This is a genomic window from Sphingomonas abaci (assembly GCF_014199625.1).
Lineage (GTDB): Bacteria > Pseudomonadota > Alphaproteobacteria > Sphingomonadales > Sphingomonadaceae > Sphingomonas > Sphingomonas abaci.
Genome location: NZ_JACHNY010000003.1, coordinates 240,657 through 255,894, shown reverse-complemented (window position 1 = coordinate 255,894; position 15,238 = coordinate 240,657). Strand labels below are relative to the sequence as shown.

Annotated in this window: 14 protein-coding genes; 6 read left to right on the top strand and 8 right to left on the bottom strand. The window is 67.7% G+C overall.

Going from position 1 to position 15,238, the window contains the following annotated elements; genetic code table 11:
- Positions 1 to 122 precede the first annotated feature (122 nt).
- Positions 123 to 3,032 carry an excinuclease ABC subunit UvrA gene (gene uvrA, locus GGQ96_RS08760; RefSeq protein WP_184113693.1) on the bottom strand — a complete coding sequence of 970 codons (2,910 nt, stop codon included), beginning with the start codon at positions 3,030 to 3,032 and terminating at the stop codon, positions 123 to 125.
- A 170-nt stretch (positions 3,033 to 3,202) separates the two neighbouring features.
- Here uvrA and GGQ96_RS08755 point away from each other — a divergent pair, with 170 nt between their 5' ends.
- Positions 3,203 to 3,637 (top strand): hypothetical protein, encoded by a 435-nt coding sequence (locus tag GGQ96_RS08755; RefSeq protein ID WP_184113691.1) that lies wholly within the window; start codon positions 3,203 to 3,205, stop codon positions 3,635 to 3,637.
- A 219-nt stretch (positions 3,638 to 3,856) separates the two neighbouring features.
- Here the strand turns inward: GGQ96_RS08755 and GGQ96_RS08750 are convergent, their stop codons facing one another.
- Positions 3,857 to 4,357, bottom strand: coding sequence for an EF-hand domain-containing protein (locus tag GGQ96_RS08750; RefSeq protein WP_246360348.1), 501 nt, complete (start codon positions 4,355 to 4,357; stop codon positions 3,857 to 3,859).
- Positions 4,358 to 4,557: 200 nt separating this feature from the next.
- On the opposite strand from GGQ96_RS08750, the gene purB reads away from it, so the two are divergent.
- On the top strand, positions 4,558 to 5,874 hold the full coding sequence (gene purB / locus GGQ96_RS08745; protein ID WP_184113689.1) for an adenylosuccinate lyase: 1,317 nt from the start codon (positions 4,558 to 4,560) through the stop codon (positions 5,872 to 5,874).
- Positions 5,875 to 6,182: 308 nt separating this feature from the next.
- Here the strand turns inward: purB and GGQ96_RS08740 are convergent, their stop codons facing one another.
- A complete protein-coding gene (locus GGQ96_RS08740; protein ID WP_184113687.1) occupies positions 6,183 to 6,650 on the bottom strand; it encodes a TM2 domain-containing protein in 468 nt (155 codons plus the stop codon).
- A 206-nt stretch (positions 6,651 to 6,856) separates the two neighbouring features.
- Between GGQ96_RS08740 and GGQ96_RS08735 the strand changes: the two genes are divergently transcribed.
- Entirely contained in the window at positions 6,857 to 7,711 is an 855-nt protein-coding gene (locus GGQ96_RS08735) for a manganese catalase family protein (RefSeq protein ID WP_184113684.1), read from the top strand.
- A gap of 236 nt (positions 7,712 to 7,947) precedes the next feature.
- Here GGQ96_RS08735 and GGQ96_RS08730 read toward each other — a convergent pair whose 3' ends face one another.
- The 3 genes from GGQ96_RS08730 to pgi all read right to left on the bottom strand — a co-directional run bounded on the left by GGQ96_RS08730 (position 7,948) and on the right by pgi (position 11,654).
- Positions 7,948 to 8,460, bottom strand: coding sequence for a thioredoxin family protein (locus tag GGQ96_RS08730; RefSeq protein ID WP_184114182.1), 513 nt, complete (start codon positions 8,458 to 8,460; stop codon positions 7,948 to 7,950).
- A gap of 86 nt (positions 8,461 to 8,546) precedes the next feature.
- Positions 8,547 to 9,896, bottom strand: a complete 1,350-nt coding sequence (gene gorA, locus GGQ96_RS08725) for a glutathione-disulfide reductase (protein WP_184113682.1) — start codon at positions 9,894 to 9,896, stop codon at positions 8,547 to 8,549.
- Positions 9,897 to 10,160: 264 nt separating this feature from the next.
- Positions 10,161 to 11,654, bottom strand: a complete 1,494-nt coding sequence (pgi, locus tag GGQ96_RS08720) for a glucose-6-phosphate isomerase (protein WP_184113680.1) — start codon at positions 11,652 to 11,654, stop codon at positions 10,161 to 10,163.
- A gap of 164 nt (positions 11,655 to 11,818) precedes the next feature.
- Between pgi and lepB the strand changes: the two genes are divergently transcribed.
- The 3 genes from lepB to GGQ96_RS08705 all read left to right on the top strand — a co-directional run bounded on the left by lepB (position 11,819) and on the right by GGQ96_RS08705 (position 13,915).
- A complete protein-coding gene (gene lepB / locus GGQ96_RS08715; RefSeq protein WP_184113678.1) occupies positions 11,819 to 12,640 on the top strand; it encodes a signal peptidase I in 822 nt (273 codons plus the stop codon).
- A gap of 2 nt (positions 12,641 to 12,642) precedes the next feature.
- Positions 12,643 to 13,305 (top strand): ribonuclease III, encoded by a 663-nt coding sequence (rnc, locus tag GGQ96_RS08710; RefSeq protein WP_184113677.1) that lies wholly within the window; start codon positions 12,643 to 12,645, stop codon positions 13,303 to 13,305.
- Positions 13,306 to 13,393: 88 nt separating this feature from the next.
- Positions 13,394 to 13,915: a hypothetical protein gene (locus tag GGQ96_RS08705; RefSeq protein WP_184113675.1), complete on the top strand. Its 522-nt coding sequence runs from the start codon at positions 13,394 to 13,396 to the stop codon at positions 13,913 to 13,915.
- Here the strand turns inward: GGQ96_RS08705 and GGQ96_RS08700 are convergent.
- Positions 13,851 to 14,255: a DUF6165 family protein gene (locus GGQ96_RS08700; protein ID WP_184113673.1), complete on the bottom strand. Its 405-nt coding sequence runs from the start codon at positions 14,253 to 14,255 to the stop codon at positions 13,851 to 13,853. The genes GGQ96_RS08705 and GGQ96_RS08700 overlap by 65 nt on opposite strands.
- Positions 14,243 to 15,118: a glycosyltransferase family 9 protein gene (locus GGQ96_RS08695; RefSeq protein WP_184113671.1), complete on the bottom strand. Its 876-nt coding sequence runs from the start codon at positions 15,116 to 15,118 to the stop codon at positions 14,243 to 14,245. The genes GGQ96_RS08700 and GGQ96_RS08695 overlap by 13 nt, the downstream gene beginning before the upstream one ends.
- Between the last annotated feature and the right edge of the window lie 120 nt (positions 15,119 to 15,238).

Sequence of the window (15,238 nt, the reverse complement as noted above, 5' to 3'; positions counted from 1 at the left end):
CGGAGGACGGGGGCTTCCGCAAAGGCATCGCCTCCGCGAGGTGGACCCACCGGAGGCCGAAACGCCTGACTTTGCGATGATCGTATCAAAGGGAAGAGGTAAGTCGGTGCATTGGAAACACCCTATTCCGCCGCCTCCGCTTCCACCCCTCGTCCCTTCAGCAAGGGCGCGAGATACTTGCCCGTATAGCTGCGCGGCTCCTTCACGACCTGCTCGGGCGTGCCGACCGCGACGATCTCGCCGCCCTTGACGCCGCCTTCCGGCCCAAGATCGATGATATGGTCCGCCGTCTTGATGACGTCGAGATTGTGTTCGATCACCACCACCGTATTGCCCTGCTCGACCAGCGCATGCAGCACTTCCAACAGCTTCCGCACATCCTCGAAATGCAGGCCGGTCGTCGGTTCGTCGAGGATGTAGAGCGTATTGCCGGTCGCGCGGCGGGCCAGTTCCTTCGCCAGCTTGACGCGCTGCGCCTCGCCGCCCGACAGGGTGGTCGCCTGCTGCCCGACCTTGACGTACCCCAGGCCGACCTCGACCAGCATCGCCATCTTGTCGCGGATCGGCGGCACCGCCTTGAAGAACTCGGCAGCATCCTCGACCGTCATATCGAGCACGTCGGCGATCGAATGGCCCTTGAACTTCACCTCCAGCGTCTCGCGATTGTAGCGTGCGCCGTGGCACACGTCGCAGGTGACGTAGACGTCTGGCAGGAAGTGCATCTCGATCTTGAGCACGCCGTCGCCCTGGCAGGCCTCGCACCGCCCGCCCTTGACGTTGAAGCTGAACCGGCCGGGCTTGTAGCCGCGCGCCTGCGCTTCGGGCAGCCCCGCGAACCAGTCGCGGATCTGGGTGAAGGCGCCGGTATAGGTCGCCGGGTTCGACCGCGGGGTGCGGCCGATCGGCGACTGGTCGATGTCGATCACCTTGTCGAGATGCTGGAGCCCGGACACCTTGTCGTGCTTGCCCGCCAGGATGCGCGCGCCGTTCAACTGGCGCGCGGCACTGGCGAACAGCGTGTCGATCGTAAAGCTCGACTTGCCCGATCCCGACACGCCGGTGATGCAGGTGAAGGTGCCGAGCGGGATCGACGCGGTCACGCCGGTCAGGTTGTTGGCGCGCGCATTGTGGACGGTCAGTTTCTTGCCGCTGCCCTTGCGGCGCTTGGCCGGCACCGGCACCTCGCGCACGCCGTTCAGATAATCGGCGGTGATGCTGGTCTTGGACTTCAGGAGCTGCTTCAGCGTGCCCTGCGCCACCACCTGTCCGCCATGGACGCCCGCGCCCGGCCCCATGTCGATGACATAGTCGGCGGTGCGGATCGCATCCTCGTCATGCTCGACGACCAGCACCGTATTGCCCAGGTCGCGCAGCCGGCGCAGCGTCGCCAGCAGCATATCGTTGTCGCGCTGGTGCAGACCGATCGACGGTTCGTCCAGCACATAGAGAACGCCCGACAGGCCCGAGCCGATCTGGCTGGCCAGCCGGATGCGCTGGCTCTCGCCGCCCGACAGCGTGCCGCTGGTCCGGTTGAGGTTCAGGTAATCGAGCCCGACATTGTTGAGGAAGCCCAGCCGCTCGACGATCTCCTTCAGGATGCGCTCGGCGATGGCGCGCTGCTGGTCGCCCAGATGGTTGGGCAGGTCGGTGAAGAAGGCGAGCGCGTCGACCACCGACAAATGCGTCGCATGGCTGATGTCCTGCATCGCCACCTTGACCGCCAGCGCCTCGGGCTTGAGCCGCGCGCCCTTGCACACCTCGCAAGGCTGCGACGACTGGTACTTGCCCAATTCCTCCTTCATCCACGCGCTCTCGGTCTGGAGCAGGCGGCGGTTGAGGTTGCCGATCACGCCTTCGAACGGCTTCTTGACGTCGTAGCTCTTCTTCCCGTCGACGAAAGTCAGCGTCACCGCCTTGCCCTGCGTCCCGAACAGGATGACGTCCTGCACCTCGGGGTGCAGATCCTGCCACGGCGTGTCGAGGCTGAAATCATAGGCCTTGGCCAGGCTGCCCAGCACCTGCATGTAATAGGGCGACGGCGGGTTCGACTTGGCCCAGGGCACCACCGCGCCTTTCTTGATCGACAGTTCGTGGTTGGGGACGACCAGATCCTCGTCGAAGATCAGCTTCTCGCCCAGCCCGTCACAGGCCGGGCACGCGCCCTGCGGGGCATTGAACGAGAACAGCCGAGGCTCGATCTCGGAGATGGTGAAGCCGCTGATCGGGCAGGCGAACTTCTCGGAAAAGACGATCCGGCCCGGCGGCGCGTGGTCGCCCAGCACCTCGGACTTGGGAGTATGCGGCTCGACCGGGTCGGCCGGATCGACATAGGCCAGGCCATCGGCCAGCTTCAGCGCCGTCTCGAAGCTCTCCGCCAGCCGGGTCGCGATATCCTCGCGCACCACCAGCCGGTCGACCACCACTTCGATATCGTGCTTGTACTTCTTGTCGAGCGCCGGGGCCTCGTCGATCTCGTGGATGGTGCCATCGATGCGGACGCGGGTGAAGCCCGCCTTCTGCCACTCGGCCAGCTCTTTGCGATATTCGCCCTTGCGGCCGCGCACCACGGGGGCGAGCAGATAGAGACGCGTCCCCTCCGGCAGCGCCAGGATGCGGTCGACCATCTGGCTGACCGTCTGCGCGGCGATCGGCTCGCCGGTCGCGGGGCTGTAGGGCACGCCCACCCGCGCCCAGAGCAGGCGCATATAGTCGTAGATCTCGGTGACGGTCGCCACGGTCGACCGCGGATTGCGGCTGGTCGTCTTCTGCTCGATCGAGATGGCCGGCGACAGGCCCTCGATATGGTCGACGTCCGGCTTCTGCATCAGCTCCAGGAACTGGCGCGCATAGGCGGACAGCGACTCGACATAGCGACGCTGGCCCTCGGCATAGATGGTGTCGAAGGCCAGGCTCGACTTGCCCGAGCCGGACAGGCCGGTGATGACCGTCAACGTGTCGCGGGGAATGTCGATATCGACATCCTTGAGATTGTGCTCGCGCGCGCCGCGCACCGAAATCTGGGTCAGGGACATGGGCTTGGTTCTACTTCCGTTCCGCGCGGGAGGCTAGTGTCCCGAGATAGGAAGCAGGACGCGCGATCGCCAGCCGAGTTGCGTCGGATCGCCGTCGCCGCCCGCCTCTTGCCTCCTCGCGGCGGAAGCCCCATCTGTGTTGCAACGCTAATACACATGCGGAGTCGGCCATGGGCAAGAAGAAGAAGCACAAGCAGAAGCACGACCATCGCCATGAGGGGACCTCGCCCAAGTCGGATTCCGCCAAATCCGGCCTGCCGCCGCAGGTCGCCGGCGTCGCCGCCGCGCTGTCGCGCCACCTGTCCAGCCCGGAGGGTCGGCACATGCTGGCGACCGGACTGACCATGGCCGCCGCCGCCGCCAGCGCCGCACTCACCCGCCCGACCGCGCAGACTGCGCAGACCGCGCAGCGCCCGGCCGAACCGCCCCGCCCGCCCGAGGCTCCCGTGCCGCCTCAGCCGGAGGCCGGCGCGCCCCCGCCGCCACCCCCTCCGACGCCGCCGCAGGGCACGACCAAAACACCCGACCCGCAGGTCATCGCCACTGTGATCGGCGACATGGCCGACCAGCTCTTCACCAAGCTGTTCGCGTCTCGGAAAGCCTGAGCGGGGTCGGCGACCCTATTTCGTCAGGATCGGTGCGAGGCCTGGTCCAGGTTCGCGCGAGGAGAAGTGCGGCTGGCCACAGGGCGCGGCGGGCGCTTTCGCAACGCGCCCGCGCGGGATGGCGGACTACGGCCGTCCATCCGCCCCGCCCGTCCGAAGACACGAAAACGGCCACCGGGTTCGCCCCGGCGGCCGCCACTCCATCGTCGGTCCGAACGATCAACCCGCCTTGGCGGAGCCACTCAGGAAGCCGGTCAATTCGGCCTTGTCGACCTTGGTCGACTTGTCCGCATCCGCCTGCTTGAAGGCGGCGTTGTTCCAGGCTGTCTGCTTGGCCGCCGGCATCGGTTTGGCATCGGGCGTCGACGCCTTCAGCTTGTCCATCCAGGCGGCGAACTCGGTCTTGCTCAGCGCGCCGTCGCCATCCTTGTCATAGGTGCCGAACTCCTGATCGACGACCTGCGCGATCTGCGCGGGCTGCGCGGCCGAGGCGGTCGTGCTGGCATCGGCGGTCGCTCCGACCGCGGCACCAGTCGCCGGATCGGCCTGGACGCCGACTGCGGCACCGCCAGTAACTGATCCGCTCGCACCGGGCACGCCGGCCTGCACCTGGGCATTTGGCGCCGCCGTTGCGGTCTGTGGTGCAGTTTGCGCGGCCACCGGAGCAGCAACGATCATCGCCGAAGCAAGCATGGCATATTTCAGCATCTTGGTCTCCATTATTAAGCGCCGTGCGATTTTGGCGCTGGCTGCATGGTGCAGCGAAAACTTGTTACCCGGCTATTCAACCGGTGATCGAGGATGTAGGTTCCGATCGGTCGGATTTACAGAGGGGGGACCCGGCTGCTAATCGGCGCGAAAGGCACGACTCTCTCGTGCCGGGCGCGGCGAGCCGTGCCGATTGCACGACGAGGACTTCGATGATTCCGCGCTATTCCCGCCCCGCCATGGCCGCCCTGTGGACGCCCGAGGCCCGTTTCCGCATCTGGTTCGAGATCGAGGCGCACGCCACCGACGCGCTGGCCGAACTGGGCGTGGTGCCCCGCGACGCCGCCGCGCGCATCTGGGAGGCGGATGCCGCCGCTGGCCCGTTCGACGTGGCGCGGATCGACGCGATCGAGGCGGAGACCAAGCACGACGTCATCGCCTTCCTCACCCATGTCAGCGAGCGGACCGGGCCGGAGGCGCGATTCCTGCATCAGGGCATGACCAGCTCCGACGTGCTCGACACCTGTCTGGCGGTGCAGCTCGCCCGCGCCGCCGACATGCTGATCGCCGATCTGGACGCCCTGCTCGCGGTGCTGAAGCGCCGGGCGTACGAGCACAAGCTGACCCCGACGATCGGTCGCAGCCATGGCATCCATGCCGAGCCGGTCACCTTCGGCCTGAAGCTGGCCCAGGCCTATGCCGAGTTCGACCGCAACCGCACCCGCCTGATCGCCGCGCGCGCCGATGTCGCGACCTGCGCGATCTCGGGCGCGGTCGGCACCTTCGCCAATATCGATCCGGCGGTGGAGGCGCATGTCGCCAGCAAGATGGGTCTGACCGTCGAGCCCGTCTCGACCCAGGTCATCCCGCGCGACCGCCATGCCATGTTCTTCGCGACCCTCGGCGTCATCGCCAGCTCGATCGAGCGGCTGGCGACCGAGGTCCGCCACCTGCAGCGCACCGAGGTGCTGGAGGCGGAGGAATATTTCTCGCCCGGCCAGAAGGGCTCGTCGGCGATGCCGCACAAGCGCAACCCGGTGCTGACCGAAAATCTGACCGGCCTCGCCCGCATGGTGCGCGGCTATGTCACCCCGGCGCTGGAGAATGTCGCGCTGTGGCACGAGCGCGACATCAGCCATTCCTCGGTCGAGCGCTATATCGGCCCCGATGCGACGATCACGCTCGACTTCGCGCTCGCGCGCCTGACCGGCGTGGTCGACAAGCTGCTGGTCTATCCGGCGCGGATGCAGAAGAATCTCGACCGGATGGGCGGCCTGGTCCATTCGCAGCGGGTGCTGCTGGCGCTCACCCAGGCGGGCGTGAGCCGCGAGGACGCCTATCGCCTGGTGCAGCGCAACGCGATGAAGGTGTGGGAGTCGGACGGCGCGCTGTCGCTGCTCGACCTGCTCAAGGCCGATCCGGAGGTCACCGCCGCCCTGTCGCCAGCGGAGATCGAGGCGAAGTTCGACCTCGCCTACCATCTGAAACATGTCGATACGATTTTCGCCCGGGTCTTCGGCGAAGCGTGAACGGTTAGGGGCCGGGCCAGCGGACGATGCGCTGGCCCGGCTGAGGATGCAATCGCTGCATCTGCGGCAGCCTGTTACAAAATTGCGCCAGAGCGACATGATCGCCATATCGTCCTTGCCGGATATATCTCCGGCATTGGAGACCCAACCATGCGTATGTTCGAATCCGTGACCAGCTCGGTGCTGGCGATCGCGGCACAGGCGCTGGTGATCGGGGTGGTCATCTCGACCCTTTGACGCATCGGCCCCCGCCCTCTCTTATGAGGGGGCGGTCAGGGGCTTCCAGGATTTCCGCGCGAATTGAACCTTCACCCCTTGCGCGGATAGCGCGCCGCGAACGCGGCGTCGGACATCACCAGATGGCGGATGCAGTCGACCAGCGCCCAAAGCCCGGTCACCAGCAGCCCGACAACGGTGCAGGTCAGCACCAGCATCGCGATTCCTGACCCGGTCCGGCCCAGATAGAAGCGGTGGATGCCCAGCGTCCCGAACAGGAAGGCCAGGATCGCCGCGATATATTTGTTGCGGTCGGTGACCGGCCCGCCCGGCATCGCCACAGCGCCGACTGCCGGAGGCGCGACGGCCTGGGGGGCGGCGGGAACCGGGAAGATGCTGCGCGCGCGGCTCTGCTCGGCATCGAAATCAACATAGGCCCCTACCGAGGGTTCGCCCTGATGCGCCCAGTCGTCGGGGCGGAAGGTATAGCGCCGGCCATCATCGCCCGATACCAGCCCCTCGCCGGTCCGCCGGTCCACGCCCAATATCTGTCCACGCATGATGCCGTTCCCCACAAGCGCCGGGCATCATGGCCAAGCCGCCCCAGGATGCAAGGCTTGGCCACCGCCATGCATCAGCCAGGCACCGGTTAAGCGAGATCAAGCGACTGAAAAACTTACCTAATCCCGATCAGCACCAGAGCTTTTCCGCCTGATCCATCCGCGTCCTGCGCGTTCAGCCAGTCCTGCCATCTTGGGAGCGCACCATGTATTATCACGACAGCCGGCTGCAATATCCCGTCCGCGTGGACAAGCCGGACCCCGCTTTCGCGACCCTGTTGCAACAGGCGATCGGCGGCGTGGAGGGCGAAATCCGCGTCTGCATGCAGTATTTCTTCCAGGCTTGGGGCAACCGCTCGCCCAACCCGAAATATCGCGACATGCTGCTCCACACCGCGACCGAGGAGATCGGCCATATCGAGATGCTGGCGACCGCCGTCGCGCTCAACCTCGACAAGGCGCCGACCGAGTTGCAGGAACAGGGGTCGGCCGACGGCATCGTCGGCGCGGTGATGGGCGGCAGCAACGCCCGCCATGCGGTCGAGGGCATGATCCACAAGAATCTGCTGTCCTCGGGTTTGGCGGCGATGCCGATCGATTCCGACGGCATTCCGTTCGACATGAGCCACATCTACGCCAGCGGCAACATCTCGGCCGACATGTACTGCAACGTCGCGGCGGAGAGCACCGGCCGGGTGCTGGCGGTGCGGCTGTTCAACGCGACGCAGGACGAGGGCATGAAGAAGATGCTCCACTACATGATCGCGCGCGACACGATGCACCAGCAGCAATGGCTGGCGGTGCTGGAGGAGCTGGGCGGACCGTCCGCCAATTTGCCGATCCCCAACAGCTTCCCGCAGGAGATGGAGGATCAGCAGAACAACTATAATTTCTACGCAACCTCGGTCGACGGATCGGTGCCGGAGGGGCGCTGGACGAGTGGTCCGACGGTCGACGGACGCGGCGAGTTCACCGTGTTCCGCAACGAACCGCTGGGCGAGAAGCCGGTGCTTGGCCCGGCGCGCCCGGACAGCGGCGCTCAGGCACAGCAGATCGCCTGAGGGACGAGCGGGCGGCCCATCGCTGCGGATGCGCCGCCCGCTTCATCGTCACCGCCGCCTCGGCGCAGGCGAGGCCTCTCCAAGACCCACCATATCACCTCGGCGCAGGCCGGGCCCGGGCCGAGGGACGCCAGTCACCTATCGGGATCGTTCCGTGACCGGACCCGGCCTCCACCGGGTTGGACCGTGGAGGGTGCGGCAAACGCGGCCCGCCCCCTCACGTCGGCGCAAACCCGTCAGGCCGCCCAGCCCGCCAGCCAGTCGGCGAGCGCCTGCGGCGTCAAGCTGCGCGCATCGGCCAGTGCGGTCTCGCGGCCGGCGTTGAGCAGCTTGTCGGTGCGCGGATCGACGATCAGCACCGCGGGCACCCCCTTCAGCCGGTCCTTGATGCCGTAATGCGCGGGGATGTCGAGATTCTGGTCGAACCGGCCGACATCTACCGTCACCACCTCGAAATGCTTCGCCACAAAGGGACGCATCCGCGGCAGCTCCATCACGCCCGCGAGCAGCCGGCAGTCGAGGCACCAATTGCCGCCCAGGTCGATCAACAGCCGCTTGCGGCTCTTGAGCGCGCGTGCCCGCGCCTCCGCCACTGCCGCCTTGGCGCTGCCGGCATGGTAGGGCAGCGGCAAGGGCTGGGGCAGTCGCTCGAAGCTGGCGATGCCGACGCGCGGCGCGGGCACGGGCGCGGCGGCGGGCAGCAGCGCCAGCGCGGCATAGGAGGCGAGGATGGTGGCGGCACGACGCATGGCGATCTCCTGGAACAGGTCGCCATTGAAAGCCGGCCGCCCGTCAAAGGCAAGCCAGCTCTGCGCCCGCCGCACCAAGCGCAGCTTTACTTGAGCAGCACCAGTTCCTCGGCCATCGACGGGTGCAGCGCCACCGTGGCGTCGAAATCCGCCTTGGTCAGTCCCGCCTTCACCGCGACCGCCGCCGCCTGCAGGATCTCGGGCACGTCGGGGCCGATCATGTGGATGCCGACCACCCGGTCGGTGACGCCGTCGCACACCATCTTGTAGAGCGCCCGCTCGTTGCGGTCGGCCAGCACGTTCTTCATCGGGCGGAAGTCGGAGGAATAGACCTTCACCGACCCCAGTTGCTGGCGCGCCTCCGCCTCGGTCAGCCCAACGCCGGCGAGCGGCGGATGGCTGAACACCGCCGAGGGCACGCAGCCATAGTCCACCCTGCTCGGCTGGTTGCCGTAGAAGCTGTCGGCGAACGCCTGTCCTTCGCGGATCGCAACGGGGGTCAGCTGGATGCGGTTGGTCACGTCGCCGACCGCGAAGATCGACGGGCAGGTCGAGCGGTTGTCCTCGTCCACCTTCACCGCGCCCAGTTCGTCCAACTCGACGCCCGCGCTCTCCAGCCCTAGGCCGTGGGTGTTGGGGCGGCGGCCGGTGGCGAACAGCACCTGGTCAACCACGACGGGGTCGTGATTGGCGAGATGCACGGTCAGGCAGCCATCCGCGCCCTTGTCGATCCCCCGGAACGCCGCGTTGAACTTGAAGTCGATGCCCTTGGTCATCGAGATCTGGAGCAGCCGGTCGCGGATCTGCTGATCGTAGCCGCGCAGGATGTCGTTGGACCGGTTGGCCAGGATCACCTGCGATCCGAACTCGTTGAAGATGCCGGCGAACTCATTGGCGATATAGCCGCCGCCGGCGATCAGGATGCGGCGCGGCAATGCGTCCAGGTGGAACACCTCGTTGGAGGTGATGCCATGTTCGTGGCCGGGGCATTCGGGGATCGCGGGATGCGCGCCGACCGCGACCAGGATGCGCTCGGCGGTCACCTCGCTGCCATCGGCCAGCCGGACGCTGTTCGGCCCCGTCACCACCGCGCGCTGCGGCAGGATGGTCACGCCCTTGCTGTTCAGCGTCTGGGTATAGGCGCCCTCGATCCGGTCGACTTCGCGCAGCACATTGTCGCGCAGCCGCGTCCAGGAAAAGGCGCACGGGCTTGGCACGTCCCAGCCGAAATGCGCCGCGTCGCGCAAATCCTCGGCGAAATGCGCGCCATAGACAAGCAGCTTCTTGGGCACGCAGCCGCGGATGACGCAGGTGCCGCCGACCCGATACTCCTCCGCCACCGCGACGCGCGCGCCATGCGCCGCGGCGACCCGGCTGGCCCGCGTGCCGCCGGACCCGGCGCCCAGCACGAACAGGTCGTAATCGAATTCCGCCATCGTCATCTCCGCTTCAAGGCGTGGAGATGGCCCGCAGGGGCGGCGGGGGCAAGGCTTTGACGTTATGGATTAGCGGAAGCGGGGACCAGTCAGCTCAAAGCGTTCCACTCTTTTGTTCCCCGGGGAACGCCGGGACCCAGGTGGGAAGGTCGATGTAATGGATCGCTGCGCGGCGTCACCATCGCCCCCAACTGGGCCCCGGCCTTCGCCGGGGAACAGAGGGGGCGAATGGAGAACAACCTTCTCCCACGAGAAGGACCAGTCCTACCCCTCCAACCCCGCGCGGCGGATCAGGTCGGTGGTGGAGGGGTCGAACGCCTGCCCGCCCTTGTCCGCCGCCTTGGCCATTTCCTTGCCCAGCTCGACGCCGAACTGGTCGAAGCTGTTGATGCCGAGCAGCACGCCGTTCACGAATACCCGGTGCTCGTAGAAGGCGATCAGCGCGCCCAGCGTCCGCGCGTCGAGATCGTCGAGCAGCAGCGTCGAGGACGGCCGGTCGCCCGAATAGCTGCGCGCCGGATCATCGACCTGCTTGCCCTTCATCAGCGCCGCGCCTTGCGCAAAGGCGTTGAGCAGGAGCTGGCGATGATGGTCGGGGGCCAGCGAATCGCCCGCCTCGATCACCGCCAGGAACTCGACCGGCACCAGATGCGTGCCTTGGTGCAGGAGCTGGAACACGGCATGCTGGGCATCGGTGCCCACCCCGCCCCAGGTGATCGCGGCGGTCGGGCGGCCGACCGGCTGGCCGTCCACCGTCACGCCCTTGCCGTTCGACTCCATCTCCAGCTGCTGGAGATAGCTGGGCAGCAGCCGCAGCCGCTGGTCATAGGCGAAGGGCGCGCGCGTCTCGGCGCCGCGCACCTGGGTATAGTAGAGGTCTGCGAAAGCGGCGATGGCCGGCGCGTTCTCGTGCAACGCCGACAGGCGGAAATGCCGATCCATCTCCGCCGCGCCCTCCAGCAGTTCCTCGAACCGGTCCCAGCCGAGCGCGATCGCCGCCGGGAAGCCGATCGTCGACCAGAGCGAATAACGGCCGCCAACGCTTTCCGAGAAGGGCAGGATGCGGGTCTCGTCGACGCCCCATTCCACCGCCTTGTCGGGCGAGGCGGTCAGCGCGATCACCTTGCCATACGGGTCCTCGACCCCCGCCTCGGTCATCCACTGCAGCACGGACTGCGCGTTCAGCATCGTCTCGGTGGTGGTGAAGGTCTTGGACGCGACGACGAGCAGCGTCGTCGTCGGGTCGAAGCGGCGGAACGCGTCCTCCAGCGCGACGCCGTCGACATTGGAGACGATCGCCACCTCGTAGCGGCTGTCCTCGCGGCCCAAAGCGTCGACCAGCAGGTCGGGGCCGAGCGCCGATCCGCCGATGCCGACATGCAGGATGCTGCGCACCGGGCCGAACGCCTCCGCCTCGATCGCGTCGATCAGCGCGCGCATCCGCTGGTGGCTCTGACGGGCGATCGCGACGCTTTCCGCCTTGCCCTCGCCGCGCTCGGCGGTGTGCTCGACCGCCCGGCCCTCGGTGACGTTGACCACCGCACCGCCGAACAGCGCATCGCGCTTGCCGGCCAGATCCTGCGCCTTGGCCAGCGCCTCGAACGCTGCGATCGCATCGGCGGTCAGATGCGTCTTCGACCAATCGAAGTGAATTCCCGCGACATCCAGGCTGAGACGCGACAGCCGGTCCGGGTCCTGGGCAAACAGGTCGACCAGCTTGGTGGTGGGAAGGGCTTCGATCGCGGACCAGTCAGCCATGCGCAAGTCTCCGTAAGAAGGGTCGGTGCCGGGGCTAATACCAAAATAGGTCCTTCGACAAGTCACCAAGGCCGCCCCGACGGCGCAGGCGAAACGATCCTGCCCCGACGAAGGCTCCCGCGCCGACTTGACGGCCCGCACGCGCCGCGCCACGCCACGCCATCATGGCCAAGCCCCCCGCTCCAAGGACCACCGCCCCCGCAAAGTCGGAAACGCGCGAGACGCTGCGCTTCCTGCTGATCCTGGCGCTGGTCGTCTTCCTGTTCCGCAGCTTCGTGCTGGCGCCCTTCTCGATCCCCTCGGAATCGATGCTGCCGCGGCTGCTGATCGGCGACTATCTGTTCGTGTCCAAGTGGAATTACGGCTATTCGCGCTGGTCGCTGCCTTGGGGGCTGCCGCTGATCCCCGGCCGGGTCTTCGCCGCCACCCCGGCGCGCGGCGACGTGGTGGTGTTCCGGTCGCCCGATCCCGACAGCCATGACGTCATCAAGCGGGTGATCGGCCTGCCCGGCGACACGGTGCAGATGCGCGGCGGCCAGCTCGTCCTGAACGGCAAGCCGATTCCCAAGATCCGGGTCGCCGATTTCACGCTGAAGCTGACGCCGAATTTCGACACGCGGCATTGCGACCCGCAATTCCAGGACACGCTGCCCGACGGCATCGCGATCTGCCGCTACCGCCGCTATCGCGAGACGCTGCCCGACGGGAAGAGCTATTTCGTGCTCGACCAGCGCGACATCCCAGAAGCGGACGACACCGGCGTCTATATGGTGCCGGCCGGCAACGTCTTCCTGATGGGCGACAATCGCGACGACAGCGCCGACAGCCGCTTCGCGCCGCCGGTCGGCATGGGCTATATCCCGATGGACCGGATCGAGGGCAAGGCGCTGGTCACCTTCTTCTCGACCGACGGCTCGGCCGAATGGATCAAGCCCTGGACCTGGGTGACGGCGACCCGCTGGAACCGGATCGGCGAAGGATTCTGATCATGTCGACCGACTGGCTGGCGTCGCTGTTCGGCGTCACCCCCACCGACCCCGCCCCGTTCGAACGCGCGCTGACCCATGGCAGCAGCCAGTCGGGCGCCAATTACGAGCGGCTGGAGTTCCTGGGCGACCGGGTGCTGGGCCTGGTCATGGCGGAATGGCTGTCGGAGCTGTTCCCCCGCGAAGCCGAGGGGCAATTGTCCAAACGCTTCAACGCGCTGGTCACTGGCGCGGTGTGCGCGGCGGTGGCTCGCGAACTGGGCGTGCCGGCGCATCTGCGGCTCGGCAAGCAGGCGCGCGACGATGGCGCCAGCGACAGCGACAATGTGCTGGGCGACGTGATGGAGGCGCTGATCGGCGCCTATTACCAGGCCGCCGGGCTTGATGCGGCGCGCGCCTTCATCCGCCGCGCCTGGGGTGACCGGGCGCGGCGCGAGGCCAAGGTGCCGCAGCATCCCAAATCCGCGCTCCAGGAATGGGCGGCGGCGAACAACCGCAAGCCGCCCGAATATCGCCTGGTCGAGCGGTCCGGCCCGGGCCATGCGCCGCGCTTCACCGTGGCCGTCGCGATCGGGTCCTTGCCCGAGGCGCAGGCGAGCGGCAGCAGCAAGCAGGAGGCGGAGACCGCCGCTGCGCGCGCGCTGCTGCGCGCACTGGACGGCTGATTCAACCGAAACGACATAAAATTTCGAAGACGCCTCCATAAACGGTTTTTTAATGCTCCAGCAAGGCTGATGGCCGCTGATGGGCGGCATGAAAACCGACGCCGCGCTCCGCATCCTGTCCGGCCATCAGGATCGCATCCTCGCCCATCTCGCCAGCGATCGTGCCCTGCTCGCGGCGGAGGGCGAGGGCGCCCGGCCTGCCCTGGCCACCCGGCGCTGGATGCTGGCGCGGCTGCTGCGCGAATACCAGCTGTTCAAGCATGTCGAGATCTTCGACCCCGCACTGGCCCAGGGCGACCGCCTTGGGGTCGCGGCCCGCCTCAAGGCGCGCTGCACCGCGATCGGCGAGTCCTTCGCGGCCTATATCGCCTGCTGGAGCAGCGCCGCGATCGATGGCCGGTGGTCCGACTATGCCGCCGCCACGCAGCGCATGTTCGATGCGCTGGCCCGGCATGTCGTCGAGGAACGCCGCGCGATCGACACGCTGCTGGCCGGGGTCGAGCGGATCGAACGGCCCGGCCCGCGCTGCGCGCCCGGCGGCTCGCTCACGCGTGTCCCGCCGACCAGTAGCTCTTTTCCTCGACTAGCTCCGATTCGAGCGCCTGGTTGATCCGCCGCTTGATCGCGGCGCGCTCGTCATTCTTGTGATACACGGCGCGAGCCAGCGCGACGAAGGCCGAGCCGAACCGCGCCCGCGCCTCCTCGGCCCGGATATCGTCCTCGATCTCCCACAGCTCCGCATTCACGCGGCGCAGTTCGGCGACCAGCGCCGCCACCTCCGCCTCGCGCAGCGCCGCCGCGCCGACCGCGCGCAGCGTCTCATATTCGCGCAGCACATTGGCGCGCGCGTCGGCGGCGGCGATGCGTTCGCGCTTGATGTCGAGGATCGTCAGCTTGTCCAGCAACTCGCCCCAGGACACGGGCACGGACGGAACGGCTAGGCTGGCCATGCGACAAGGCTCCTTCTGGATCGACTCTGGGAGAAGGCGTCGAGGTCGGCGCGCACGGCGGCGAGAACGGAGGTCCAGTCCCCGCGCCTGGGCTGCGCATAGAGGCGCATCGCCGGATACCATGGCGTGTCGCGCCGCGTCGGGTCCCAGCGCCAGTCGGGCTCGGCCTTGAGCAGCAGCCAAGTCGGCCGCCCGAGCGCCCCCGCCAGATGCGCGATCATCGTGTCGACGGTGATGACCAGATCGACGCCCGCGACCAGCGCGGCGGTCTCCGCCATGTCGTACGGGCAGCCCTGGGGATTGCGACAAGGCAGATCGGTCGCGCCCGGCGTCAGCATGACGACCGGATGCGCGGCGCAAAGTGGCGCCAGCAGCCCCGGCGGGATCGAGCGGTCGGGGTCCCAGTCGCCCGCCTGCCCGCACAGGCCGATCGTCCCGGCCGGCAGCGCGGCGGCGGGCCAGTGCAGATAGGGCATGGCGACGCCGTCGGGCGGCAGGCGAAGCGCGAGCGGCAGCTCGGTAATCTCGATATCGCATTCGGCCGGCAGGCGCGGCGCGGCGAGGTCGAACGGCACCACCGTCACGTCCGCGATCTGCGCCAGCAGCGGCACGAGCCGCGCCTGCGCCTCCACCGTCACCGACCGCGCCCGCGCCGCGAGCGCCGACAAATAGCGCGCGTATTGCAGGGTATCGCCCAGCCCGTGATAGCAACGCACCAACACGTCGCGCCCGTCGAACGGCCGGCCGTCCCACACCCAACGCAGATGGTAGGGCAGGCGCGGATCGTCGCGCGCGGCGGGGTCGCGCGCGGCGAGCTCGGCCAACTGGATCGCCCAGGCCGCTTCGTGGCGACCCGACCGCATCGCCTTCGTCCATCGCTGCATCGCATCCGTCACGATAGCGTAATGACGTCGCAGGCTGCCGGTTCCGCAGCTACATAGCTGATATCGATCAAGGGCTTAGACCGGAACGCCGCTCGGTCC

Excerpts from the sequence above, each read along its gene's own strand:
- uvrA (WP_184113693.1), bottom strand. The coding sequence starts at position 3,032 with ATGTCCCTGACCCAGATTTCGGTGCGCGGCGCGCGCGAGCACAATCTC.
- GGQ96_RS08755 (WP_184113691.1), top strand. The coding sequence starts at position 3,203 with ATGGGCAAGAAGAAGAAGCACAAGCAGAAGCACGACCATCGCCATGAG.
- GGQ96_RS08750 (WP_246360348.1), bottom strand. The coding sequence starts at position 4,357 with ATGGAGACCAAGATGCTGAAATATGCCATGCTTGCTTCGGCGATGATC.
- purB (WP_184113689.1), top strand. The coding sequence starts at position 4,558 with ATGATTCCGCGCTATTCCCGCCCCGCCATGGCCGCCCTGTGGACGCCC.
- GGQ96_RS08740 (WP_184113687.1), bottom strand. The coding sequence starts at position 6,650 with ATGCGTGGACAGATATTGGGCGTGGACCGGCGGACCGGCGAGGGGCTG.
- GGQ96_RS08735 (WP_184113684.1), top strand. The coding sequence starts at position 6,857 with ATGTATTATCACGACAGCCGGCTGCAATATCCCGTCCGCGTGGACAAG.
- GGQ96_RS08730 (WP_184114182.1), bottom strand. The coding sequence starts at position 8,460 with ATGCGTCGTGCCGCCACCATCCTCGCCTCCTATGCCGCGCTGGCGCTG.
- gorA (WP_184113682.1), bottom strand. The coding sequence starts at position 9,896 with ATGGCGGAATTCGATTACGACCTGTTCGTGCTGGGCGCCGGGTCCGGC.
- pgi (WP_184113680.1), bottom strand. The coding sequence starts at position 11,654 with ATGGCTGACTGGTCCGCGATCGAAGCCCTTCCCACCACCAAGCTGGTC.
- lepB (WP_184113678.1), top strand. The coding sequence starts at position 11,819 with ATGGCCAAGCCCCCCGCTCCAAGGACCACCGCCCCCGCAAAGTCGGAA.
- rnc (WP_184113677.1), top strand. The coding sequence starts at position 12,643 with ATGTCGACCGACTGGCTGGCGTCGCTGTTCGGCGTCACCCCCACCGAC.
- GGQ96_RS08705 (WP_184113675.1), top strand. The coding sequence starts at position 13,394 with ATGAAAACCGACGCCGCGCTCCGCATCCTGTCCGGCCATCAGGATCGC.
- GGQ96_RS08700 (WP_184113673.1), bottom strand. The coding sequence starts at position 14,255 with ATGGCCAGCCTAGCCGTTCCGTCCGTGCCCGTGTCCTGGGGCGAGTTG.
- GGQ96_RS08695 (WP_184113671.1), bottom strand. The coding sequence starts at position 15,118 with ATGCGGTCGGGTCGCCACGAAGCGGCCTGGGCGATCCAGTTGGCCGAG.